General features: G+C 36.0%; 20 protein-coding genes. 17 read left to right on the top strand and 3 right to left on the bottom strand.

What is annotated here, in order from left to right:
- The first annotated feature begins 31 nt into the window (after positions 1 to 31).
- The 11 genes from GUB10_RS02635 (at position 32) to GUB10_RS02585 (ending at position 13,451) form a co-directional block, all read left to right on the top strand.
- The gene (locus GUB10_RS02635; protein ID WP_193709889.1) at positions 32 to 1,150 is read left to right on the top strand and encodes a glycosyltransferase; all 1,119 of its coding nucleotides are present in this window, start codon (positions 32 to 34) and stop codon (positions 1,148 to 1,150) included.
- 105 nt (positions 1,151 to 1,255) lie between these two features.
- Positions 1,256 to 2,176, top strand: a complete 921-nt coding sequence (locus GUB10_RS02630; RefSeq protein ID WP_193709888.1) for a GNAT family N-acetyltransferase — start codon at positions 1,256 to 1,258, stop codon at positions 2,174 to 2,176.
- Positions 2,177 to 2,278: 102 nt separating this feature from the next.
- Complete coding sequence (locus tag GUB10_RS02625; RefSeq protein ID WP_227740292.1) at positions 2,279 to 3,388, top strand: hypothetical protein; 1,110 nt, start codon at positions 2,279 to 2,281, stop codon at positions 3,386 to 3,388.
- 263 nt (positions 3,389 to 3,651) lie between these two features.
- Entirely contained in the window at positions 3,652 to 4,620 is a 969-nt protein-coding gene (locus tag GUB10_RS02620; protein WP_193709886.1) for a polysaccharide deacetylase family protein, read from the top strand.
- A complete protein-coding gene (locus GUB10_RS02615) occupies positions 4,605 to 5,771 on the top strand; it encodes a glycosyltransferase family 4 protein (protein WP_193709885.1) in 1,167 nt (388 codons plus the stop codon). Before GUB10_RS02620 ends, GUB10_RS02615 begins: the two co-directional genes overlap by 16 nt.
- 49 nt (positions 5,772 to 5,820) lie before the next feature.
- On the top strand, positions 5,821 to 6,426 hold the full coding sequence (locus tag GUB10_RS02610) for a sugar transferase (protein ID WP_193709884.1): 606 nt from the start codon (positions 5,821 to 5,823) through the stop codon (positions 6,424 to 6,426).
- Between the two features lie 2 nt (positions 6,427 to 6,428).
- Positions 6,429 to 7,031 carry an acetyltransferase gene (locus GUB10_RS02605; RefSeq protein WP_193709883.1) on the top strand — a complete coding sequence of 201 codons (603 nt, stop codon included), beginning with the start codon at positions 6,429 to 6,431 and terminating at the stop codon, positions 7,029 to 7,031.
- On the top strand, positions 7,024 to 8,184 hold the full coding sequence (locus tag GUB10_RS02600) for a DegT/DnrJ/EryC1/StrS aminotransferase family protein (RefSeq protein ID WP_193709882.1): 1,161 nt from the start codon (positions 7,024 to 7,026) through the stop codon (positions 8,182 to 8,184). The genes GUB10_RS02605 and GUB10_RS02600 overlap by 8 nt, the downstream gene beginning before the upstream one ends.
- Before the next feature lie 96 nt (positions 8,185 to 8,280).
- On the top strand, positions 8,281 to 10,257 hold the full coding sequence (locus tag GUB10_RS02595; RefSeq protein WP_193709881.1) for a nucleoside-diphosphate sugar epimerase/dehydratase: 1,977 nt from the start codon (positions 8,281 to 8,283) through the stop codon (positions 10,255 to 10,257).
- 11 nt (positions 10,258 to 10,268) lie between these two features.
- Complete coding sequence (locus GUB10_RS02590) at positions 10,269 to 11,045, top strand: polysaccharide biosynthesis/export family protein (RefSeq protein WP_193709880.1); 777 nt, start codon at positions 10,269 to 10,271, stop codon at positions 11,043 to 11,045.
- Complete coding sequence (locus GUB10_RS02585; RefSeq protein ID WP_193709879.1) at positions 11,046 to 13,451, top strand: tyrosine-protein kinase; 2,406 nt, start codon at positions 11,046 to 11,048, stop codon at positions 13,449 to 13,451.
- A gap of 167 nt (positions 13,452 to 13,618) precedes the next feature.
- Here GUB10_RS02585 and GUB10_RS02580 read toward each other — a convergent pair whose 3' ends face one another.
- Positions 13,619 to 14,350 carry a tyrosine-protein phosphatase gene (locus tag GUB10_RS02580; RefSeq protein WP_193709878.1) on the bottom strand — a complete coding sequence of 244 codons (732 nt, stop codon included), beginning with the start codon at positions 14,348 to 14,350 and terminating at the stop codon, positions 13,619 to 13,621.
- 76 nt (positions 14,351 to 14,426) lie between these two features.
- On the opposite strand from GUB10_RS02580, the gene GUB10_RS02575 reads away from it, so the two are divergent.
- The 3 genes from GUB10_RS02575 (at position 14,427) to GUB10_RS02565 (ending at position 18,175) form a co-directional block, all read left to right on the top strand.
- Complete coding sequence (locus tag GUB10_RS02575; protein WP_193709877.1) at positions 14,427 to 15,785, top strand: capsule assembly Wzi family protein; 1,359 nt, start codon at positions 14,427 to 14,429, stop codon at positions 15,783 to 15,785.
- A gap of 204 nt (positions 15,786 to 15,989) precedes the next feature.
- Positions 15,990 to 17,741 (top strand): PAS domain S-box protein, encoded by a 1,752-nt coding sequence (locus GUB10_RS02570; protein ID WP_193709876.1) that lies wholly within the window; start codon positions 15,990 to 15,992, stop codon positions 17,739 to 17,741.
- Positions 17,742 to 17,764: 23 nt separating this feature from the next.
- Entirely contained in the window at positions 17,765 to 18,175 is a 411-nt protein-coding gene (locus tag GUB10_RS02565) for a response regulator (protein ID WP_193709875.1), read from the top strand.
- Here the strand turns inward: GUB10_RS02565 and GUB10_RS02560 are convergent.
- Both GUB10_RS02560 and GUB10_RS02555 read right to left on the bottom strand, forming a co-directional pair.
- Positions 18,172 to 19,248 (bottom strand): endonuclease/exonuclease/phosphatase family protein, encoded by a 1,077-nt coding sequence (locus GUB10_RS02560; protein WP_193709874.1) that lies wholly within the window; start codon positions 19,246 to 19,248, stop codon positions 18,172 to 18,174. The two genes, GUB10_RS02565 and GUB10_RS02560, sit on opposite strands and share 4 nt — an antisense overlap.
- 11 nt (positions 19,249 to 19,259) lie before the next feature.
- Positions 19,260 to 20,075, bottom strand: a complete 816-nt coding sequence (locus GUB10_RS02555; RefSeq protein ID WP_193709873.1) for a phosphatase PAP2 family protein — start codon at positions 20,073 to 20,075, stop codon at positions 19,260 to 19,262.
- Positions 20,076 to 20,652: 577 nt separating this feature from the next.
- On the opposite strand from GUB10_RS02555, the gene GUB10_RS02550 reads away from it, so the two are divergent.
- The 3 genes from GUB10_RS02550 (at position 20,653) to GUB10_RS02540 (ending at position 24,489) form a co-directional block, all read left to right on the top strand.
- Positions 20,653 to 21,180, top strand: coding sequence for a DsrE family protein (locus GUB10_RS02550; RefSeq protein ID WP_193709872.1), 528 nt, complete (start codon positions 20,653 to 20,655; stop codon positions 21,178 to 21,180).
- A 412-nt stretch (positions 21,181 to 21,592) separates the two neighbouring features.
- Entirely contained in the window at positions 21,593 to 22,723 is a 1,131-nt protein-coding gene (locus GUB10_RS02545) for a VWA domain-containing protein (RefSeq protein WP_193709871.1), read from the top strand.
- A gap of 302 nt (positions 22,724 to 23,025) precedes the next feature.
- Positions 23,026 to 24,489 (top strand): magnesium chelatase, encoded by a 1,464-nt coding sequence (locus GUB10_RS02540; protein ID WP_193709870.1) that lies wholly within the window; start codon positions 23,026 to 23,028, stop codon positions 24,487 to 24,489.
- Positions 24,490 to 24,798: the final 309 nt, after the last annotated feature.

Genomic DNA, 24,798 nt, shown 5'->3' with positions numbered 1-24,798 from the left:
AATGAATTAACTTTGCGCTTTGATATAAACTATGACAAAAATAAAAATTCTTCATATTATTAAATCTCTGGGCAGGGGAGGCGCCGAAATGTTGCTTCCTGAAACGCTCAAATTGCATAACCAGAAAAAATTTGATTTTTATTATATCTATTTTTTACCCTGGAAAGATCAAATGGTTGAAGCTTTGGAGGAAGCGGGTGGTAAAGTTTCCTGTTTTGAAGCCAAGGATAATATCAGGTTATTATCGCAATACAAAAAAATTATTGCTTATTGTAAAGCACATAAAATTGATTTAATTCATTGCCACCTGCCCTGGGCCGGTTTTGTAGGTAGATTGGTACATAAAAAAACAGGAATCCCGGTATTGTATACAGAGCACAATATGCAGGAACGCTACCATATAGCTACTAAAACGATAAATAAAATTACATTTAACTCTCAAAGCCTGGCCCTTGGAGTATCGCAGGATGTTACTAATTCCATCAATAAGAATATTCAGCCAAAAATTCCGGTTAAAACATTACTAAACGGGGTTAATACCGAATCTTTTCAAAGTACAGGTATTTCTGAAATCAGAAAAGAATTAGGGATGCCCAAAGATGCTATAGTGCTTGGTAATGTAGCCGTATTTCGTTTTCAGAAACGCCTGGTAGAATGGTTAAGGGTAATTAAGAAAATTAGGGAGCAGCATTCAAATGTTTATGGAATAATTGTTGGGGCCGGTCCCCTGGAAGAAGAGATTAAAAAAGAATGGAAAGACTTAGGCCTGGAGAAAGTGGTTTTCTTTTCCGGTTTACAAACTGATGTAAAACCTTATTTTGAGGCTATGGATATTTTTATGATGAGTTCTTCTTTTGAAGGCTTGCCTATAGCCTTGTTAGAAGCTATGAGTATGGAATGTGCGTTGGTATCTACAGATGCAGGAGGTATTAAGGAAGTGATTAGAAATAAAAAAGATGGCCTGGTTGTTCCTGTAGATGAATGGGAGGAGCTTTCAGGTAGCGTTCAAAGCCTCATTAATAATCCAGAAGAACTAAACAGGTTGAAACTGGCGGCCAGGAAAAGGGTGGTAAACTCGTTTAGTCTTCAGCGAATGGTGGAGGAGTTGGAAGCTTATTATGTGGAGATGAGTGAGGAGGTTATCAATTAAAGGACTGATGAGGAGTGATCTAGTGTAGGGGACAGGATCACAAGTTAACAAGATTACAAGGTCACTACATCATAGCCTTACACTCATAATATAAAACAATAAATAATGCAAATAAGAGAAGCCGATCATTCTGATATCCCTGGAATTTTAAGCGTACTAAAAGCCAGTTTGGGTGAAACCTCTTCTAAGAAAACAGAAGGAGTGTGGCATTATAAGCATATAGAGAATCCATTCGGGGAGTCTCTGGTATTGGTAGCTGAGGAAGACAATAAAATTATTGGTGTAAGGGCTTTTATGCGATGGCAATGGCAGCGTGGGGAAGAGGTATATAGCGCATTTCGTGCAGTAGATACAGCTACGCATCCTGGGCATCAGGGGAAGGGTATCTTTAAAAAGCTTACCTTAAAAGCTCTAGAACTGGGAAAAGAGCGTGGTGATCATTTTGTGTTTAATACGCCAAATTCCCAAAGTAAACCAGGCTATCTTAAGATGGGATGGAAAGAAGTTGCTAAACTAAAAATTGAGTTACGAGCTTTAAATCCTTTTAAAAAAAATAAGCAGTTTGCTTATCAGGTTCAGGGAAAAATAAATTCCAGTGAAAACCTGCTAGCTTTATTTTTTGAAAAGCAAAAAAAGACCAACCAACTTTTTACACCTAAAAATATACCGTATTTAACCTGGCGCTATATCAATAATCCTTTGCAGGATTATGTCGTGATTTGTAATAAAGAATATTTTATTGCAGGTTACGTTAAAAAAAGAAATAAATTTAAAGAGTTTAGGTTGTCTGAAGTGATTTGTACTACAAATGGAAAAAAGGATGCAAAAACAGCAATTCTTCAATTGGCAAAATCCTCGGGAGCACAAGTTTTAAGTATTGCTCCAACAACCGGCATTCAATTTAAAACGGGTATAGCGGGGAATTTTGGCCCTGTATTAACCTATAAACCTATAAACTTACATGCTCCAGATTTTTTAAACTTAGAAAACTGGACCTATAGTTTGGGCGACCTTGAATTGTTTTAGATTATGATAGGAGCAATAGTATTAATACTTTTTCTATTCTTGTTAAATCAGGGGCTTTTTAACAGTTTTGAAAAAAAATATCGATGGTTTTCCAAAAAACTGATGAATTTGCTCTTTTTATACCATCTCTTTTTTTTTGGTGTTTATTATACATACGCTTATTTTAATCCATCAGATTCTAAACGTTATTACGAAAGACCACAAATGTTCGACTCATGGTGGGAATATTTTGGTACCAGTACCACTTTTATAGATTTTATGAGCTGGCCTTTTATTAATGTGCTAGGCTTTAGTTATGAAATGATGATGGTGCTTTTTGCCTGGTCTGGCTATATTGGTTTTGTATATGCTTATCTATTTTTCCGGGAAAATATACCTATTAAAATTAAGGTGTTTAATATAGACTTCCTTACACTTATTCTTTTTCTGCCAAATATGCATTTTTGGACAGCATCTTTGGGGAAAGGAGCTCCTATTTTTATGAGTTTAATGATGTTTGCTTATGCTGTTAAAGATCCCAAAAGCAGATGGGGTACATTATTAATAGGTTCATTAATAACTTATTATATTAGACCCCATGTTTTTTTATTTGTTGCAGCGGGAACCATTTTGGGATTTATGACCGGAAAAGAGAAAATTGCCTTTTGGAAAAAACTATTGGTCTATGTTGGAATGATTGGGAGTTTACTTATGGTGCAAGATACCATATTAGGTATGGCAGGGCTTAACGAATCGGAAGACCTTGTTGAAGGCTTTACCGAGTTCTCTGAAGAAAGAGGAGGGGAGCTTGCCAAATCTGGTTCAGGAGTAGATATGGCCAACTATCCATTACCGGTTAAACTATTTACGTTTTGGTTCCGCCCTTTGTTTTTTGATGCCCCAGGGATTTTGGGACTTATTGTGTCGGTGGAAAATTTAATTTATCTACTCTTGTTTTTTAAAATATTGAAAGGAGATTTTATTAAGTTTTTAAAAAAGTCTCCGATTACCGTAAAAATGAGCTTGACCACCTTTTTTTTAGCATCCCTCGCAATGGCATTTGTAATGTCTAACCTGGGAATTATCATGCGTCAAAAGTCTATGGTGATGTATTTTCTGTTTTTTGTGATTTATTATTATTTGGCGCAAAAAAAGTATGATAAAATATTAAAAAAACGCAGATTATTAAAAAGAAGGCAGAAGGCAAAAGAAGAAGCTTTAGTTGTGCAATAAAGAATTGAAAATGGTTAATTCGGGATTGGATATTAGTTAATTGGAGAATGAAAAATAGTGAATTAGAGATTGGGGATTTGTTAATGCGGGAATCTGTAAAAAGCCTAAATTAAAAATTCTTAATATAGCTATTAAAGATTGCCGTTTAATCGAAACTAACATAAGTCCAACCCGCGACCAACCAATAAATAAACTAACGAACTAACTAACTAACGAATCAACCAATTAACAAATTCACCAACTAACTAATAAATGAACAACAAATGCAAGGTACCTTAGTGATTTCCCTGGATTTTGAGCTTTTATGGGGGGTATTTGATAAAGTAGACTGGAGAGAAAAGAAAGAGTATTTTCAAAATACCCGTAAAATAATTCCTGAGATGCTTAAGCTATTTGAAAAATACGAAATTTCCTGTACCTGGGCTACCGTAGGGATGCTATTTAACGAGGGTTGGGACGAATGGAATGAAAATATACCTAAAATTGTACCTGCTTATAACAATATGGAATTATCGGCATATCAATACGGTCAATCTATTCAAAGCAAAGAAACCGAAGCACTTTGTTTTGCACCGGAACTTATAAAATTTATTGCTGAAACTCCAAATCAGGAGATAGGAACCCATACCTATTCCCATTATTACTGCCTGGAGCCTGGTCAGGGTCGGGAGGCTTTCAAAAGTGATTTAAAGAGAGCGATTAGGCTTGCTGAAAAACAAGAAATTGAAATGCGTTCCCTGGTGTTTCCCCGTAACCAGTATAATGAAGATTATCTAAAAGTATGTGCTGAATTAGGGATTGCCAATATAAGGTCTAATCCTAAAGACTGGTATTGGCAGGATACCCAAAAGGATAGTCTGGCGCAAAAAATTTTTAGAACCGGAGACGCCTACCTTGGGCCTTGTAATAAGTCGTATAAAAAGGAAGAAATCTTTCAAATAGAATCTGGAGTTGTCCCGCAAATGGCTAGTAGACTTTTGCGTCCCTACAGCAGCATGAATACACTTAATAGTTTAAAATTAAAACGTATTATTTCAGAAATGGAAAAAGCAGCCAGGAAAGGTGAAATTTATCATCTATGGTGGCATCCGCATAATTTTGGAAATAATCCGGAAGCAAATTTAAAAGATTTGGAACTTATTCTTTCCAGATTCCAGATTTTAAGAGATAAATTTGGGTTTCAATCAAAGGATATGTTTAAAGTAAATAATAATATATGCCCAAAAAACTAATCCGTATCACCACCATCCCACTATCCCTGGAAAAACTCCTGGAGGGACAACTAACCTATATGAATCAGCATTATAAGGTTACGGCAGTGGCTGCTGAAAAAGAACGACTGGAGAAATATGCGGAAAACAATAGCGTACATACTTTTTGGGTAGAAATGACCAGGGCTATTACCCCGGTGCAGGATATAAAAGCGGTTTGGAAATTATATAACTATTTTAGAAGAGAAAAGCCTGAGATTGTTCATACACATACCCCCAAAGCGGGAATTGTAGGGATGCTGGCCGCAAAGATGGCGGGAGTACCACTTAGACTGCATACGGTCGCCGGTTTGCCACTTATGGAAACTACCGGTAGTAAACGAAAGATTTTAAACTTGGTAGAAAAGTTTACCTATAGTTTAGCAACAAAAGTTTATCCTAACTCCCGGGGTCTACGAGAAATCATCCTTATGGAGGGTTTTGCTAAAGAAAATAAATTAAAAGTACTGGGGAAAGGAAGCTCAAATGGTATCGATACCCATTACTTTGATCCTAATCAATTTGATGAAACCCAAAAAAGGAATAAAAGGCTGTCGCTAGGTATTCCCCAGGAAGATTTTGTTTTTATTTTTATAGGAAGATTGGTTAGTGAAAAAGGGATCAATGAATTGGTAACCGCGTTTACAAATCTACAAAAGCAGAAACAAAACAGTACGCTGCTACTGGTTGGCCCATTCGAAAAAGAATTGGATCCGTTAAAAGAGGACACTTTTAAAACAATTCAGCAGCACGATAAAATAATCACCACGGGATACCAGGAAGATGTAAGGCCTTATTTTGCCATTGCAAATGCCCTTGCATTTCCCAGTTACCGTGAAGGTTTTCCCAATGTGGTAATGCAAGCCGGTGCAATGAACCTTCCGGCAATAGTGAGTGATATTAATGGTTGCAACGAAATAATTGTAGAAGGAATTAATGGGGTAATCATTCCGGTTAAAGATGCTTCAGCTCTTTTAAGAGCGATGCAATTACTGGTTGAAAATGATAATTATACCCAGAGACTGGCTTCAAATGCGCGTACAGAGATTTGTAAGTATTATGAACGCAAAGAATTTTGGCAAATTTTGTTAAAGGAGTACAAAAGATTAGAGAAGCTGTATATAAAATCATAGTTTTGCGCGGCTAAAAAAATATTGGAATTATAAGGTCTAAGGCGTTAGTATGTATAAACACTTTTTTAAAAAAATACTTGACTTTTTTATTGCTTTTACGGCATTATTAGTGTTTAGTCCGTTACTAATTCCCACTATAATTTTATTAGCTTTGGCAAATGCGGGCAAACCCTTTTTTTTTCAAAGAAGGCCGGGGAAAAATGGACAGATTTTTAATATTATCAAGTTTAAAACCATGACAGATGAACGGGATGCTGAAGGAAACTTGCTCCCGGACGAAAAGAGGTTAACTGTCGTTGGGAAATTTGTAAGAAAAACTTCCATAGATGAGGTTCCGCAGCTAATTAATGTGTTAAAGGGCGATATGAGTTTAATTGGTCCAAGGCCCTTATTGCCGCAATATTTAAGTTTATATTCAGAAAGGCAGAAAAAAAGACATGATGTAAAACCCGGAATTACCGGTTGGGCGCAGGTAAATGGTAGAAACGCCATTAGTTGGACCAAAAAGTTTGAGTATGATGTTTGGTATGTTGAAAATTTATCTTTTGCATTAGATTTAAAAATTATTTTTAAAACAATAAAAAAGGTGTTGATTTCTGAAGGAATAAACACAGCAAATATGGCTACTACGGAAGCCTTTAACGGTAAAAATTAAAGATGAATATTTACGGAGCCAGTGGTCACGGAAAAGTGGTTTTTGATATTGTAAAAAGCAGGAATCTTCAAATATATGCCATATTTGATGATAATGTGGAAATTAAAAAATTTCTTGGCCTAAAGGTAACGCATAAACCTACCGAAGATCAGCTTGCCAGCCCTTCTGTTTTTGCGATAGGTGATAATGTGATAAGAAAATCGGTTGCTCGTCGGTTTACTGGGGCAATAGCTGAAGCGCTTAGTCACACTAGCGCAATAATTTCAGACAATACTAAAATGGGAGCCGGTACTGTGGTCATGCCCGGGGCTATCATTAACTCAGGTTCAAGCATAGGAGAACATTGTATTATTAATTCTGGTGCGGTTGTTGAGCACGATGTGCAGCTTGAGAATTTTGTGCATATAGCACCCAATACCGTAATTACTGGTAATGTGAATATAGGTGAAGGTGCTCAGGTGGGTACGGGAGCTTCGGTCATTCCTGGGGTGAAAATTGGTAAATGGGCTTCTATAGGTGCCGGTGCCGTAATTATTGAAGATGTTCCAGACTTTGCCGTTGTTGTTGGCAATCCGGGAAAAATTATAAAATACTTGAATGAATAAAGATAAAATCTGGTTATCTTCTCCACACATGGGGGGAACTGAGCAAAAATTCGTCAATGAGGCTTTTGAGCAGAATTGGGTGGCTCCATTAGGGCCTAATGTGAATGGTTTTGAAAATGATGTTGAAAAATATTTATTTAGTGAATCTTCTAAAGAAGGTGCTGTAGCGGCTTTAAGTTCCGGTACAGCTGCTTTACATTTAGCACTAGTGATGCTAGGGGTAAAATCAGGCGATGAGGTGCTTTGTCAAAGTATGACCTTTGCTGCCTCAGCAAATCCTATTGCTTATTTAGGTGCGACTCCTGTGTTTGTCGACAGTGAAGAAGAGACCCTGAATTTATGTCCTAAACATTTAAAAAGGGCTATTGAAGATAGAATTGCCAAAGGAAAAAAACCAAAAGCAATAATAGCCGTGCATTTATATGGGATGCCATATCAGGTAGATAAGATTAATAAAATTGCTTCAGAGTTTGATATTCCGGTTGTTGAAGATGCTGCTGAAGCTTTGGGAAGTACTTATAAAGGAGAGAAGTGTGGAACTTTTTCTGAATATGCTATTCTTTCTTTTAACGGAAATAAAATCATTACCACTTCGGGAGGTGGTGCCCTCATTACTAAAACCCCCGCTGCTAAAGAAAAAGCGGTTTTTCTTGCCACACAAGCCAGGGATACTGCACCTCATTACCAGCATAGCGAGATAGGATACAACTATAGATTAAGTAATATTTCGGCAGGAATTGGGCGTGGCCAAATGCAGGTAATAGATAAACGGGTGCGTGCACGAAGAGAAATGCATGATTTTTATGTAGATTTGTTTTCTGAAATTGAAGGGGTTAAAGTTCATAGTGCTCCAAATAACGACTTTTTTTCCAATCATTGGTTGAGTGTTGTGAGTATTGATAAAGAAAAAACCGGTGGAGTAAGTCGTGAAGATTTGCGTTTGCATTTGGAAGCTTTAAATATAGAAAGTAGGCCTTTATGGAAACCAATGCATTTGCAACCTGTTTTTAGAAACGCAGCTTTTTATGGAGATGGCATAGCAGAAAACTTGTTTGAGAACGGACTTTGTTTGCCTTCGGGATCTAATTTGTCTCAGGAACAAAAAGAACGAATTAAAAATGGAATTTTGTCCTGCTTAAAAGAATATAAATAAACAACCTGCGAGGTATTTTAGTAGATACTATAAGCAGTTTTTGACATAGAGCCAGGCCTCAAAAGTAATTAAATCTCGATGCACGAGTAGATAATTATGGGAGATAAATTAAGTAAAATATTAAGAAATATACTATCGGGAACCGATAATGCCCTTGATTTGAGGAATATAAAATATCTGCCCAGGTGGGCGGTTTATTTAATAGACCTTTCTTTGGTAGCCATTTCTACCATGTTTACGGTTTTAATTATTGTAGACCTTACCCCAAATTATTACACTATTCTTAGTTTTTATGATAAGGCTTTTATCGTAATAGCGGTACATATTTTCTACTTTTATGTGTTTAAAACCTACGCGGGGATTATTAGGTATTCTTCCAACATAGATGCACTAAAATTGCTTTTAGCAACCATAAGTTCATTTTTTACTTTATTGCTTATTAATTATGTAAGTTATTTTGCTATAGGAGAGAAAATATTTTTGATAGGTGGCTTATTTATTAATTTATGTGCCTCTTTCTCCCTACTGTTTTTATTCAGATTAGGTGTAAAACAGATTTACGAGTATTTTAAACTGGTTAGTAGGGATGAAGATATTTTAAAGGCCGTTATATTAGGGGCAGATGAAAATGCGATTTCCATTGCCGGGGCTTTAGATATTGAAATTCCCAGAAGATTTAAAATAGTTGGTTTTTTAACCAATGAAAAGCACAATAAAAGTATTAGGCTGTTGGATAAGCCCGTAGTGAATTATTCAACTAAAATTCATAAAGCGGTTCAGTCTTTAGATGCAGATGCCATTATACTCTCCGAAAATAATTTTACTGCCGAGCAAAAGTTCAATTTTGTAGAAGATTGTCTTGAGAATAATATTAAGGTGTTTAATGCTCCAATTGTTTCTACCTGGGGAGAAGACGAGCAACCTATTGCTAAGAAGGTGAAATCCTTGCAAATTGAAGATCTTCTGGAGAGGGAACCTATTAGGCTTCACCCCGAAAATAAAATAGAACAATTAACAGGTAAAACTATTTTGGTAACCGGGGGAGCCGGTTCTATAGGAAGTGAAATTGTAAGGCAGGTTGCCCAGTATAATCCGAAGAAATTGATTATTCTGGACCAGGCAGAAACTCCGCTACATTCATTAAGTCTTGAAATAAATGCAAAGTTCCCTAATTTGAATTGTAAATTCATTATTTGTGATGTAGGAAACTTTAAACGATTGGAACTAATGTTCCAAAACCAGGGAATAGATGTAGTATACCATGCTGCTGCTTATAAGCATGTTCCCTTAATGGAAGAAAACCCACACGAAGCGGTTTTTGTTAATATTCTGGGAACGAAAAATCTTGCCGATCTTTCTTTAAAGTATAAAGTTTCACATTTTGTGATGGTGTCTACAGATAAAGCAGTAAACCCCAGTAACGTAATGGGAGCTTCAAAAAGAGCTGCCGAAATGTACGTACAGTCCCTTTATCACTCAAAAATAAAGGAAGATACAAACACTACTAAGTTTATCACTACCAGGTTTGGAAATGTACTGGGCTCTAATGGTTCTGTAGTTCCTCTGTTTAAAAAACAAATAGAAAGAGGAGGGCCGGTAACCATTACGCACCCTGATATTATTAGATATTTTATGACGATCCCCGAGGCTTGCCAGTTGGTTCTTGAGGCCGGGGCTATGGGGAAAGGAGGAGAGATCTTTATTTTTGATATGGGAGAACCGGTAAAAATTATGGATTTGGCCATAAAAATGATTAAACTTGCCGGCTACGATCCAAATAAAAATATTAAAGTAAAAATTACAGGCTTAAGACCTGGTGAAAAGCTTTATGAAGAGTTGTTGAATGATGAATGTAAAACACTTCCAACACATCATAAAAAAATTATGATAGGCCAGGAAGTAGTGCGTGATCACGAACAAATTAAAGAGAGGATAGAAAAGATTATCAAATCGGCCAATTCCTTAAAAGCCGATAAAATGGTTAAGAAAATGAAAATCCTTATCCCTGAATTTAAGAGTAATAATTCATTATTTGAAAGCCTGGATACAAAAGAAGAAGTAATAAGTGAATAAAAAAAAACTGCATGTTTAAATCAATAAGGAAAGCTTTATGTTTTCTTTTCTTAGGTATTATAGTGACTAGCTGCGCCACAAAAGATCAGGTGGTTTATTTTAACGAGGTTGAAAAATTAGAGGGCCAGGTAAATCTCTTGGAGTATGAACCTAAGATTGAAAGAAACGATGTCCTAAGAATTAATGTTTCTTCTTCTTCGGTAAACGAAGAACTAGTACAACCCTTTCAAAACAGTCAGCAAAGACAGGGAAGTAGTGGCGGTGGACAAAACCAATCACTTTCCGGTTATTTGGTGAGTCCGGAAGGAACGATCAATTTCCCTGTACTCGGAAGTGTAGTAGTGGAGGGGTTAACCCGTACGCAGATACAGGAAAAACTAGAAAAACAGATTTCAGAATATGTAAAAGATCCTGTGGTTGATGTTAGAATTGTGAATTTTAGCGTGACGGTTTTGGGCGAAGTAGGTTCGCCGGGACGTGTTCAAATTACCGATGGTCGAGTAACTATGCCCGAGCTCCTGGCGATGAGTGGTGATATTACCTATACCGGAAAGCGTCAAAATATTAGGGTTATTAGAGAGGTAGACGGAGTAAAATCGGTCGGATTTATAGATATGACCGAAATTGACCTTTTTGAAAGTCCATACTATTATTTAAAACAGAATGATATTGTGTACGTAGAACCTACGTATGCCAGAATGAAATCTGCAGGTTTTTTTGGTAGCCCGGGAGCTATTTTAGGACTTGTTAGTTCAACCCTTAGTTTAATTTTTATATTCACACGATAGATGGAAGAATTAAACGATTTTAACGAGGAGAGGGAAGAATCTACTTTTGACCTAAAGGCTGAGCTATATAAGTATTTAGCCTATTGGAAATGGATATTGTTTGGTTTTCTTATGGGTGGTCTTATTGCCTATCTTTATAATAGATATACCATTCCAAAATATAGAACTGGAGCTACAATGATGATTGTAGATGACCAGGAAAAGAATGCGATGAATGCAACTCCATCGGGCGGGGGAGCTATTTTTTCTTTACAGGATGATGGTATTCAAAATCATATTGAAAAATTAAGGTCTAAACAGCTTATAGAGAGTGTTGTTGATGAATTAGATCATAATATTAGTTATTTTATTGAGGGCAATGTAATTGCCGTGGAAGCTTATAAATCAAGTCCGGTATTAATTGAATTTATTACCCCGGATAGTTTAGTGCATTCAGTTTCCAAAAGTTTAGTCGTAACTCCAACCTCTGATACTTCCTTCATGTTGGAGGAAGAAGCCAGTGGTTATTCAAAAAATCATAGTATTGGAGAGGTGATTAATCTTGATAATCTGCAATTTACTATTTTACCAAAATCTGGCGAAGAGGAAGGAACTTTTAGAAAAACCAGTCCGGTTACGATTAAAATACAATCACTTAGGTCTGTTGCTGCTAATTATATAGGTAAACTTCAAATAGCTCAAAAAGGGCAGGCAAAAGACATTTTAGCTCTAAGTTTAGTGCAGGAAATACCCAAAAAATCCGAAGATTTTCTGGCTAAGTTAATGGAACGTTTCAACGAGGAAGGCGTTAAAGATAAACAGGAGGTGGCAGAAAATACCACTAAGTTTATCCAGGACAGGTTGGAGATGATAACTACCGAATTAGATTCAGTTGAAGTGAATATTGCCGATTTTAAAAGGGAAAATCAAATAATGGATGTTAGTAGTGGCGCATCCCAATTCCAATCTAAGTTTACCGCAGCCGAACAGGAAGTTTTTAATTTAGAAACACAGCTACAACTTTTAAATTCGGTTGAGGATTTATTAAAAAGCCAGGGGGATTATGAATTACTTCCCGATGTAGGAATTAGTGAAGGAGGCGTTTCGGGATTGGCAAATTCATATAACAGTCTCTTGATGGAGCGCAATATGTACCTCGAGGGAGGTACAGAACGTAACCCTGTGGTACAAACGTTAACACAGCAACTGGATAGCTTACGAGAAAATCTTTTTGAAAATATTGAAAGCACCCGGCGTTCAATTAATGTAAGATTAAGGGAGCTTAACCAAAGAGGGAACATGGCTCAGGGCCAGTTTAGTAATTTCCCCGGTTTGGAAAAGGGCATGAGAAGCATTGAGCGTCAGCAGCAAATAAAAGAGCAACTATATCTATTCCTTTTACAGCGAAGAGAAGAGGCGGCTATTTCATTTGCTGCAACAGCCTCGGTGGCAAGGGTTGTAGATGCCGCATTTACCAATAATGAGCCTGTAGACCCCAAACCCTGGCTTATTTTGGTGGGTGGGTTTTTAATTGGTTTAATTATACCCATTTTAGTTATTTTTCTTAAAAACCTCCTGGATACCAAAGTTCATCATAAGGGTGAGCTAAGCGGATTAACAAAGCATATTCCATTTATTGGAGAGGTACCGCGGGTGGGTAAAGAGCAAAACCAACGAATAGAGTTAAATGATCGTACTCCGCTGGCGGAATCCTTCAGAATATTACGTACAAATTTGGCTTATTTATTTCAGAATAAAAACAAGGACAGGGGAGAGGTGATATTTGTGACCTCTACTATAAAAGGAGAAGGAAAAACTTTTATATCTTACAATATGGCACGTACACTGGCTAGTACCGGTAAAAAAGTGTTGCTGGTAGGTGCTGATATTCGGAATCCGAAACTTCATAGATATGGAGAAATTAGCGATACTGCTCCAAAAGGTCTTTCCGATTATCTTTACGATTTGGATGTGACCGAAAAGGAGATTATTTCGGTAGAAAAAGAAGCGGGCATTAAAGTAGATATGGTGCTTTCAGGGCCTATTCCACCTAACCCGGCAGAATTGCTAATGAACGATAGGCTGGAAAGTTTATTGGAGTATGCCGCCCAAATTTACGATTTTGTGTTGGTAGATACCGCCCCAACCATGATAGTAACTGACACATTATTGATTAGTCCTTTGGCAGATACAACTTTGTATGTAGTGCGATCTGATTTTACCGATAAGAAAATGTTGGATTTTTCTAAAGAACTAAAACAACAGGGCAAGCTTAAAAGTCCTGCTATTATTCTTAACGATGTAGATTATTCAAAGTTTTCTTATGGAGCTAATTATGGGTATTCTTATGGGTATGGATATGGATATGGCGTTGATAAAGAGTCTCGCTGGCAGCGAATAAAAAATAAAATGTCTGGAAGTAAATAAGGGTTTTCAGGCTATATTTTTTGAATATCTACAAAAAGTAGTCGTACTTTAAGAGGCTAAAGTTACCTTGAACTCGTTTTAAAGCTAGCCGACGTCACAGGAGTGGAAAGTCGAAGTGTTTTGTAGTTAGCTATCTTAATTTTATATCTAATTATAGATTCAAATTTTTATTGAAATAAGGCTTTAGATTTTTCAATTATAGGCTCCAGACTGGCAATTTGCTTTTTCTTTAATTTTATATTTCCAATTTTTTCCAGGTGTTCCATTCGGTGTACGTCGCTACTAATAAAATCTATCATTCCGTTTTCAAGTAGTTGAAAGGCTTTTCTCTGTATACTGCTTCCATAATGAGAACTTAAGGACAGCATGTTTAATTGAAAATCACAGCCTCTTTCTTTTAGATCCTTATACTTGCTAAAATTGCTGTCGTGATAAAAAGCATAACGTTCTGGGTGTGCAAGTATTGGTCTTAAATTACTATTCTGTATTTTAAATAAGATCTCGGTTAAATTTATTGGAGCCTGGAAATAGGACATTTCTACTAAAACATAATTACTTGTAACTGGCAGTACCTTGTTTTTTTCCAGTTGCTCTATGAGATATAAGTCCATCATATACTCACCTGCTGCCTTAATAGAATTTCCTTTGGGTAATGCTTTCTTTACTTTTTCTAAAGCCGGGAAAATGGTTTCAGGGGTATTTTGATAAAATTCGCCCATCACGTGTGGGCTGGCTACAAAATTTGTGACCCCATATTCATTAAACTTCTGAATCATAGCTATAGAATCTTCTACGCTAATTGCTCCATCGTCTATGCCCGGTAATAAATGGTTATGAAAATCGGTAAAACCGCCCAACAAATCGGCCAAAAAATATTTTTTCTGAAAAATAGATAGCATTTCTAAGTTTTAGAAGTATAAAATTACATAATTTTAAATCGAATTTAGCATCTTTTAAAAGCCTTAATGCCTACTTATGAAACAAAAATTACTAGTATTCTTATTTCTCTCATTTTTTCTAAGCCTACATTCGCAAGAAATCGACTTTAGTGGCGAGGTTCATAGTTTTGGTTTAACATACACTGGGAAAGATTCTCCTTTTTGGTTTCATACCAATAAAAGGGGAAGAGTAGATGAACGTACCAATTTTTCCGGTTTTATAAGCACAAATGGAGTTTATAAAATTTCTGAAAACGCCACGTTAGAACTTGGTCTTGCTGCGCTCTATCAGGATGGGTATACCGACAAATTACAATTAGACGAGTCTTACCTTACTTTTAATAATTCCTGGTTGGGAGTAGTAATTGGTCGTAAACAGCGAAGAGATTTGTATAAAGGTTTAAGTGCCACGAATCAAAGTGTATTATGGTCTTTAAACGCCAGACCTCTTCCCGGAATTCGCTTTTTTACAAAGCGTCCAGTATTTTTTAAAAATAATACAGGATTAGGATTCAGGGCCTCACTGGAAGAATATCTTATGGACGATGAACGCTTTGTAGATAATACCCGATTACATCATAAAAGCTTTCACCTGGTGTATAAGTCATCACCTAAATTCCAGATTTCAGCAGGTTTAAGACATTTTGTGCAATGGGGAGGAACCCATCCTGAATATGGAGACCTACCTTCTAATTTTGAAGCATATACAAGAGTGGTAACCGGAAGAGGTGTAGGCAATAATACGGGAGATGCAATTTCTGAACAAGAAATTAATGGGTTGGGAAATCATCTTGGAAGTTATGAGGTCAATATTAAAACCAAATTATCGGGGTATAATGTTGAGCTAATTTATAATCATTTGTTTGAAGACGGCTCTGGAAGTTTACTTAGAAATACACCCGATGGCCGATATGGTGTTTTTGTAGAAAATACAAGGGCTCCATTAGATTCCTGGCTTCAAGCTTTAATGTACGAATTTTACTATACCAAAAATCAAAGTAAAAACACGCCAACTACCGATGGAGAGGATAATTACTTTAATAATAACCTTTATAGATCTGGTTGGACTTATGAAAACAGGATTTTAGGGCTTCCATTTATTAGCCTTGGCCCGGACAGGTTTAGGATTGCCAATAATAAAATAATTGCACATCACTTAGGCTTAAGCGGAATGGCTTTTAATAAAATCCCATATAGATTTTTAGGCAGTTTTAGAAAAAACTACGGTGGGAAAGGTAGTTCAAACATAAATGGTAAGCACGTGTTTTCTACTTATATAGATTTAAATTTACTGCAAAATATAGTGAATTTAAATCTTCATTTAGGTGGTGATTTTAGTGAAATTGCTACCCCTAATTTTGGTGCCGGTGTATCTATCTCTAAAGTGTTTTTATAAAGCGATAGCCATAAATTGTATAGGACGTTTAATAAATGATAGGTATTGATAATCAATACAGAAAATGATGATGTTCAAATTTTGGTCTGATAAAAAGTTTTAATTTATAACGCAAGAACAATTTTAGTATCTTTACTTAATATTGTTTTCTAATCACAGAATAATTTTACGTTTATCAATATATTATAGGTATATTTTAATTAAATGAAAAGAAAAACCGGGCAATTAAAGATATTAGTTATTGAAGACAACCCTGGTGACTTTATTCTTATTGAGGATTATCTTTCTGAAGAGCATGCAAGCCTGGAAATAAAGCATGCTAAAAACTTTAAGGGTGCAATAGAATTCCTTTATTCAACAGTCTTTGACACCGTAATATTAGATCTATCGCTTCCAGATATTAAGAGCCCTGAAGTTCTTGTTAAGGAGGTGCTGGCTTTAGCTAATGCTACACCCGTGGTAGTTCTTACAGGATATGCAAATAAAGATTATGGAATGAAAACCCTTTCCTGGGGAGTTTCAGATTATCTTCTAAAAGATGAAATTAATGCGTCCAATCTTTCAAAAAGCATTCATTATAGTATAGAGCGTAGTAGAGTACAGCGACAGTTGTACGAATCTGAAGAAAAATATCGTACCCTATTTGAATCAAGCCCTTTACCTATGTGGGTTCTAGACAGGAATACTCTTGAGTTTTTAAGTGTAAACCAGGCTGCAATTAATCTTTATGGCTACTCACGTGAGGAGTTTATGCAAATGACGGTTAGAGATCTTTGGGTAGAGGATGAAGATAGAATTGAAAGAACCGTAGAAAATAATTTCCATGATTTTTTTGTTATAAATGTAAAACATTTCACTAAGGCAGGAAAAGTACTCCATATAGCTGTACAAAGCAATCCAATTATGTTTGGTGGGCGTGAAGCAAGGGTTACCCTGGCTCACGATATAACCGAAAAACTCAAGGCGGAAGAAAAACTTAGACATAGCCAGCAGCGTTTTAAAGCACTGGTGCAAGACGGCAGTGATGTAATAAGTATTATAGATGAAAATTTTCATTACTCTTACATAAGTCCCAGCGCTAAGAACATTCTAGGCGTAAGTCCGGAAAAACTGGAAGGGACAAATGTTTTTCAATTTATTCATAAAGAAGATCGCCCTCTCATTGAAGATAAGATTAAATTTATCGGTAAAGTTAAATCTTATCAATTGCCTTCTTACAGGTATCAAGATGTAGCGGGTAATTGGCGATGGCTGGAAACAATTATTAGTGACCTAAGAGACGATCCTGCCGTAAATGGTTTGGTGGCAAACTCGAGAGACATTACTCGTTTTAAGTTACAGGAAAAGGAGCTGAGGGAAAGTTTAGAGCGTTACGATATTGTTGCTAAAGCTACCACCGATTTAATTACAGATTACGATATAGAAAAAGATTCTTTTCGATTTAGCAATGCTATTTATGATATCTTCGGTTATAGTCCAAAGGAACTCGATGTATCTAGATCCTGGTGGAAGCAGAAACTCCATCCAGACGATTACCAACGGGTAATTAACGCTACTTCCGAAATATTTACAAACCATAAAAAGCTATTGAATATTGAATATCGTTTTAAATGCGCCGATGGAAACTATAAATATATTCTGGACCGAAGTTATGTAATAACCGATGCTAACAACAAGCCCTCCCGAATTATTGGCTCTATACAGGATATTACTGAAAGAAGACAGTATATTAATGCCATAGAGCGCAGTAACGAAAGGCTTCGGGAAATAGCCTGGACACAATCTCATGTGGTTAGGGCGCCTCTGGCCAGAATAATGGGGCTTATTGATTTACTAAAAAATCAAAGAAATAACCTGGACAATATAGATGAAGTTATAGATAATATATTAAATTCGTCGGAAGAGCTAGATAAGGTAATTAGAAAAATTACCAATAAAACTGAAGAAGAATTATAAGCTTTTGTCCTAAATCCTTTAAAATGCTTGAAGTAATTATTGTAGATGACGACCAGATTGTGATTTTTATTCAGGAGAAAATGATAATAAACCATGATATTGCCTCAAACCCTATTAGTTTCCGCAAGGCTACGGTTGCTTTAAATTATTTAGATGAGCAACAACAGCGAAATGAAAATAAAAACTTTCTGATTTTTTTAGATATCAACATGCCGAATATAAATGGATGGGATTTTCTAAAACATTTGGAGTCGCATAAGGAAAACTCTAATTATCATGTGGTAATGGTAACCTCTTCAATTAACGATAAAGATAGAAAAGAAGTCGAAAAATATAGTATGGTGCGGTCTTTTATTGAAAAGCCAATAGCGTCTTTAGATTGTGAAAAGATTAAAGAAATTCCTGAAATAAGCCATTTTTTTGAGCGGGTTTAAACTCCGTTTTCGCGAGGTTTAGCATCATCAATCTTTTTTTGAGCCCATTCTTTCTCTTCGTCTTCGGCTTCCGGTTTATTTTGTTCCAGCTCTGCTTTCCGCTCAAAATTCAACTTAATATACATAGGGAAATGATCGGATCCTATATGTTTTTCCCTGGCAATATCAATAAGGGTAAAATCATTGCTATGAAAGACATGGTCAAGTGGCCATCTAAAGAACAAATAATCGGCGTGAAAGGTGTTAAAAAAGCCCCTTCCAATCCTGGGGTCCATTAAGCCGCTCATTTGTTGAAATAACCTGGTGGTCCTGGACCAGGCAACGTCGTTTAAATCTCCAAATACCAGGAGACTCTCATCTTGTTTTCTTACGTCTCTGCCCAACATCAATAATTCAGCATCACGGTTAGTAGATGTTTGAGCTTCAGAAGGACTGGGTGGCCTGGGATGCATACAATGTATTCTAATTTTTGAGTTGTCATCTAAGCGTACAAACCCGTGAATAGAAGGAATATCTTCTTTTACCAGATATCTTACTTCAGTTTCCTCTAATTTAAGTTTAGAATATAAATGCATTCCATAAAGATTATCCTGGGGCACTTTTACACAATATTTGTAGTCTTTTTCAAGATCTTTAAGCGCTTCTTCCCATTTTTTATCAGATTCCAGCGTTAATAAAATATCCGGCTGTCTTCTGTTTACAATTTCAAGAAGTTTATGATAGTCTTTGTTTGGGGTAAGAACATTACTTACTAGAATAGAAATATTATCGGTAGGATCTCCATCTTCAAATTGCATTACCTCTTTTTTTGCAAACCAGGTATACGGGTAGATCTTATCTAATTGGTATAATAAGCTTAAAATTAGTAAGCCTATTGCTATAAAATGAATTACCTCAGAAAAATCAAAAACAAAAATAGCTATCACAAGCACAACACTTATTAGTATTGAAATTTGAATACGCGGAAAATCGAAAGCCCGTATCCACCATTTATCAAAACGAGTGGCAGATGCTAAACTGGGAATTAAAAAGATGGCGCAAACCACCAGCATTATTAGTTCTGAAATCTCCATGGCGAATTCAATTAAAATTTATAGCTTAATGCCAGTCCTTTGGTGTTTATGCCCGTACCATTAATATTAAAACTTGCAGTGGGATAAAGATCAATGTGTTTCTTGTCTTTCTTATGTAGTTCAGGTATTAAAATACCACTAGCTGCTCCTACTATAAAACCGGCAATATTATCTGTTAAAAAGTGTTTGCCGGCTTTTGTTCTTAAATACCCCATAAGTGCCGAAACTCCAACGGCACCTCCCCATATGTAAGGTACTGCTTTAGAATCTGGATGAAAATCATTAAAGACCTTTGCAGCAAAGAATGTACCCGCTGCTGCCACGGCAGTATGTCCTGCAATAAAAGATCGTTGTGCACCTCCCTCGGCACGTGTGTCTACAGGAAGGTTTTTATTGTACACTAGAGGTCTACTTTTATCTATTAAACCGGCAGTCATAGTATAAAACACCCCTGTTGTAGCCATTGTTTCAATAAATAGAACGCTTATTTGTCCAAAATTCTTGCGTTCGTTTTCTCCGGGTAAAAACGCCAGGGGCATTCCTAAGGCCGCATAAAAAGGAATATAACTTATGGCATCTGCTTTTTCAGAATAATTTCCGGCAGCCCATCGGTCTATTTTCCATATATCATTTTTATTGAGTGCCTGTAGTTCGGACTCTGTGAGCGCATCCTTATTTTGAATTAAAGTGAGGCCTAAGATATTTATACCCACAGTTCCTGCAATGTAAGCACCGTCTTTCCAGGTATTGGTCTCGTAAGGTGAGTTCTGGCCATAAAAATTAAAAACCAGGCCTAAGCAAAAAATACTTAATATTATTTTTTTCATGTATCTGTATATTATAACAGTCAAATCTCTAAACTCTTTAGGAATTGTTGAAGCATTTAAGAAAAGAATAACACTATAAAACTCAAATCTAATATTCTGTTTGGACAAGGGTATATAAGTTTAAAAAAAAATCATTGCCAGCGATACCCAGAAAATAAATTTTAAAGCTGAAAAACTTATTAAAAGAATCGCATATTTACTGAGAGAAAACTACTATAAACCTAAAATTATGCTTAGTGTATATTTTTACTCCGTACTCAGGATTTAATACTCCTAGCCTTGCCTCGAAATTAACTATAGTCTCATTAATATTACGGTAATTTATTTAAGAAAAGTAGGAACTGTCTCGGTCTAAACTAGTTTTTATTGCACTTTTGTAACATAGCTGACGATTTAAATTTGAATATATTTTTGCCGAAAGTATATAAATTAATCGCTATTGAGAGATAAGAGGATTTTATCACTTTTACGATCAATAAAATGTTATTTTAAGTGAGGCGGTAAATCCTTAAAGAATTATGGGAAATAAACCGGTAGGAGTTGATAAGTATCTTAAAAATATAAATTCAAGTAAAAAATGATAAGATTTGTTTTCTTTCTATTAGTAATTATAAGCTTACCTATACAGGCACAAAGTTGGAAAACACCGGCTATTGAGGGTTACGGTAGAATTATAGAATATGAAGAGGTTGCTATAAAGCCTAACCCACAAAAGGAATATAAAATGTTCTTCCATATAACAAATAAAAAGGAACGTGATGGAGTAAATGCTTCACTGTGGAAAATAGCCCGACTTATTAATCTGTTGGAAGCTAACCATGTTCCTAAAGAGAACATTCAGGTAGCAGCGGTTATCAGTGGCGAAGCTTCGCCTATTGTTCTTACCGAAAAAGCTTATAAGCTAAAAAAAGGGAAGAGCAATCCTAACCTGGATCTTATTAAAAAATTGACAGATTATGGGGTTCCTATTAATATTTGCGGACAGGCAGCTGCCGAAAGAGGTATTAACCCGGAAACCGAAATGAATCCCTTAATCAAATTAACTTTATCTGCTTTAATAGATATTCCCACTTACCAAATGCAGGGCTATACAATAATTAGGTAAATCAAATAGAATGATGAATGATGAGCCTTAAGCAAAATAAGAGAGGCAAGTCAACCAGATGTTTTGAGTGAACTTTTTGAATTTGGAGTTGAGATTAGGTGTAGTAAACCTTTATCTTTTTGTCACGTTCCATTTAAAATTCTGGAAGCAATTATTTAGCCTTTATCACTCTAAATTAAGTTATAGAACATAGAATATAGGTGTCTAGCACGCTATTTCAGCTTGCTCTTATCTCTTGTAAGTTAATGCTGTCCACTTTATAAGTTGGTCGTGATTTTTTCAATTTCCCTTATAGTATTACGCTAGTTAGTTCTAAAATAATTATAATTGAGCTTATAGATTAACATAAGTTTAGTTTCTGCTGCAGTTAAAGATTTTCCAATTCTACCCAAAATACTGTAATTTTAAGATTATGAAAAAGAAAGATTACAGACAGGGTAGCGGATTTGTCTTTAATAAGTTTGAAGCACCGGAAAAGTCGCCTTTTGATAGGTTATTTGAGGTTTTTAAGGAATTGATTACACATACTTCAGGCGATTTAGATGAAGCTTTAGACTGGCTAAAACAACTTGATGAAGAGTATAAATTAACCACTGAAGATTATACGTTAGATGATTTTGTAGAAGACCTTAAAAAGAAGGGCTATATAAAAGAAGAAAATGAAGATGATGGTGGTGGGATGGCAATTACGGCTAAAACCGAACGTGCTATTAGAAAGCAGGCTTTAGATCAAATTTTTGGAAAACTAAAGAAAAGTGCCTCAGGAAGCCATAGAACTAACCACGTAGGTAGGGGCGATGAACATACCGGAGATTTTAAAGCATTTCAGTTTGGAGATGCACCCGATAAAATTTCAATTACCGAAAGCTTGCGTAACGCTCAAATTAATCATGGGATAGGTGATTTTAACATGAGTGAAGAAGACCTGGTGGTAGAAGAAACGCACTATAAATCCCGAATGAGCACAGTGCTAATGATAGACCTTAGCCATAGTATGATACTTTATGGCGAAGACCGTATTACCCCTGCCAAAAAAGTGGCTATGGCACTTGCCGAATTAATAACGACCAGGTATCCAAAAGACAGTCTGGATATTATTGTTTTTGGAAATGACGCCTGGCCGGTCTCCATAGCAGATCTTCCTTATCTTAAAGTAGGGCCTTATCATACCAATACGGTAGCAGGTTTAAAATTAGCTATGGATATTTTAAGAAGAAAGCGAAGTACCAATCGGCAAATTTTTATGATTACCGATGGTAAACCCAGTTGCCTAAGAGAGCGAGATGGTTCTTATTATAAAAACAGTATGGGGCTTGATCCATATATTATCGGAAAATGCTATACCATGGCCCGGCAAGCTCGTAAATTACATATTCCAATTACCACATTTATGATAGCGCAAGACCCTTATTTGATGCAGTTTGTTAGGGAGTTTACTTATGCCAACCAGGGAAAGGCTTTTTATACCGGACTTAAAGGTTTGGGTGAAATGATTTTTGAAGATTATGAGACCAATAGGAAAAAAAGAATTAGGGGCAATTAGTGGAGTTAGTTTTTAGTATGGGTAAACTAACGAGCAGTAGAAACTAATTCTGCTGAACTTATGTTTCTGAATTCAATCTAAAAAATATAATTTATAGGACGAAAAGTTTATAAAATCAATATAGGAAAAGGGCTTAGTATGCTTGAGAGAAAATAAAGTTCACCTATTTTAATCTTATAATATTGAGTTTTTGATAATTTATAATTGTATTTCTGCCTGAATAAATGAGCAGGTTCAATTTGATCTAATTGATTATCAGGAAAATTTTCTTCAGATTTCAAACAGAATGAAAAATAAAAAATATGAAAATTGAAAACATAAAAACCTTAGGAGAATTAAAGAAAGCCGGCTATAAAAGCCGGGGGATTAAAGAAGAACTTAGGGGAAATTTAATTGAAAGAATTAAAAATAAAAAGCAAACTTTTTCAGGTATTCACGGCTACGAAGATAGTGTGATCCCAGAATTAGAAAGGGCTATTCTGTCTCGTCATAATATTAATTTGCTTGGTTTAAGAGGGCAGGCTAAAACGAGATTAGCCCGTCTAATGGTTAATCTGTTGGATGAGTTTATGCCGATTGTGGCAGGTTCGGAAATAAATGATGATCCTTTAAATCCAATTTCCAGGTACGCCAGGGAATTGATTAACGAAAAAGGCGATGAAACTCCAATTAAATGGGTACACCGAGAAGATAGGTTTTTTGAAAAACTGGCCACCCCAGATGTAACAGTAGCCGATTTGATAGGTGATGTAGATCCCATTAAGGCTGCAAACTTAAAATTAAGCTATGCCGATGACCGCGTAATTCACTTTGGGATGATTCCCCGTGCCAATAGAAGTATTTTTGTAATTAACGAGCTACCCGATTTACAGGCACGCATTCAGGTAGCCCTATTTAATATCCTACAGGAAGGCGATATTCAAATTCGCGGGTTTAAACTAAGGCTGCCGTTAGATTTGCAGTTTGTTTTTACCGCTAATCCTGAAGACTATACCAACCGTGGAAGCATTGTTACCCCATTAAAGGACCGAATTGGGTCTCAAATTCTAACACATTATCCAGAAAATATTGAGATTGCTAAAGCTATTACTGAGCAGGAAGCCAAACTAGATAAAAGGCAAAGTGATTTGGTTTATATTCCGGAACTGGCCAAAGATGTATTGGAACAAATTAGCTTTGAAGCCAGGGAGAGTGAGTTTATAGACGAAAAAAGCGGAATTAGTGCCAGGTTAAGTATTACTGCTTACGAGAACCTTTTAAGTACCGCAGAGAGGAGGTCTTTAAATTCTGGAGAAGATAGTACTTTCTTGCGACTAAGCGATTTCATTGGGGTTGTACCGGCTATTACGGGAAAAGTAGAGTTGGTGTATGAAGGGGAAGAAGAAGGAGCAGCCAGCGTAGCTTTACAGTTAATTGGCAATGCGATAAAGACATTATTCCCGCAGTATTTTCCTAAAATTGAAAAGTTGCAAAGACCAGACGAAACCACACCTTACGACGATTTGATAGCCTGGTTTTTTGAACAAAGCGGTTTCGAATTACCCGACGATCTCTCAGATGCAGAATACAAGCAAAAACTTAATTCTGTGAAGCCTTTAAATGAGCTTATCAAAAAATACCATCCGGAAATTTCAGAAAAGGATAGTTACTTTTTAAAAGAGTTTTTGCTTTGGGCTTTGGTAGAATTTAAAAAATTAAGCAAGCACAGGTTTGCTAAAAGTCTTCAATTTAAAGATCTCTACGGAAGCTATATAAGTGATCTTTAGTTATTTGATAATTCAAGAAGATGATTCCCCGGTTATTTTAATAATCGGGGAATTTTTTTTGTGATATAGAAGGAAATTCATAATTCTTTCCTCAAATGCTAAATTTTATTTGTGTTACCCATTAAAATATATACTTTTAACAACAGAATAAAGTCATAGATGAAGACCACAAAAAACATACTTTTCAATATTGCAGCAAGCATTCCTGGCTTGAGCATTGGTGGTATGACAATTATTCGTATTACCCCTTTTGGGGTATAATTCTACATAGCGCTTCGGTATACACCTGTTTTTTTAAAACACAATCAT

This window comes from Salegentibacter sp. BLCTC (assembly GCF_015143665.1).
In the GTDB taxonomy this organism is placed as follows: Bacteria; Bacteroidota; Bacteroidia; order Flavobacteriales; family Flavobacteriaceae; genus Salegentibacter; species Salegentibacter maritimus.
The sequence above is the reverse complement of the archived record's forward strand: the minus strand, read 5'-3'. Positions and strand labels throughout refer to the sequence as shown.